Source organism: Vibrio sp. 1727 (assembly GCF_033344415.1).
Classification (GTDB): domain Bacteria; phylum Pseudomonadota; class Gammaproteobacteria; order Enterobacterales; family Vibrionaceae; genus Vibrio; species Vibrio alginolyticus.
The window spans coordinates 1-539 of sequence record NZ_JAWPOT010000592.1 but is presented as its reverse complement, the minus strand read 5'-3'; the positions used below and the strand labels follow the sequence as shown (position 1 = coordinate 539).

Annotated in this window: 1 protein-coding gene; it reads right to left on the bottom strand. The window is 47.5% G+C overall.

The genetic code is table 11. The annotated features are described in order from the left end of the window. Positions 1 to 539, bottom strand: a 539-nt coding sequence (locus R8O10_RS27100) for a THUMP domain-containing protein (RefSeq protein WP_412035182.1), incomplete at both ends; no start/stop codon positions are given.

Here is a 539-nt window from a genome sequence, read left to right as displayed (position 1 = left end):
CGTAATAGTTGCCGCATCGCCTTGAGCAAACTCAATCAGTTCCTCAACCCCTGCTCTGCGAGCGTTCTCTTGTGCAACTTTGAGTACTTTAGGGTCGTTATCGAAGCCAAAAAACTTAGCGTCAACTTTCTTGACGCCGCGTCTAGCCTGAACGTTTGCTTCTGATTTGATTTCAGCCCATGTATCTGGCTCAAAGTCTTCAAGTGATTCAAAGCACCATTGCTTTCGTTTTACACCAGGAGCCATATTTGCAGCCATCATTGCCGCTTCAATCAGTAACGTACCAGAACCACACATTGGATCGAGAAGTGGCTGATGACCGTCCCAACCACAACGCATAATGATCGCCGCTGCTAATGTTTCGCGAAGTGGTGCTCGGCCAGATTCCGGACGGTAGCCACGTTGATGAAGGCCACTGCCTACCATATCAACACCTAAGATAGCTTTATCTTTGTGAAGGCGAACATGAACGCGAATATCAGGACGTTCTTTGCTGATGTTTGGTCGAGGTAAGCCTTTCTTCTCAAAGCAATCAACGA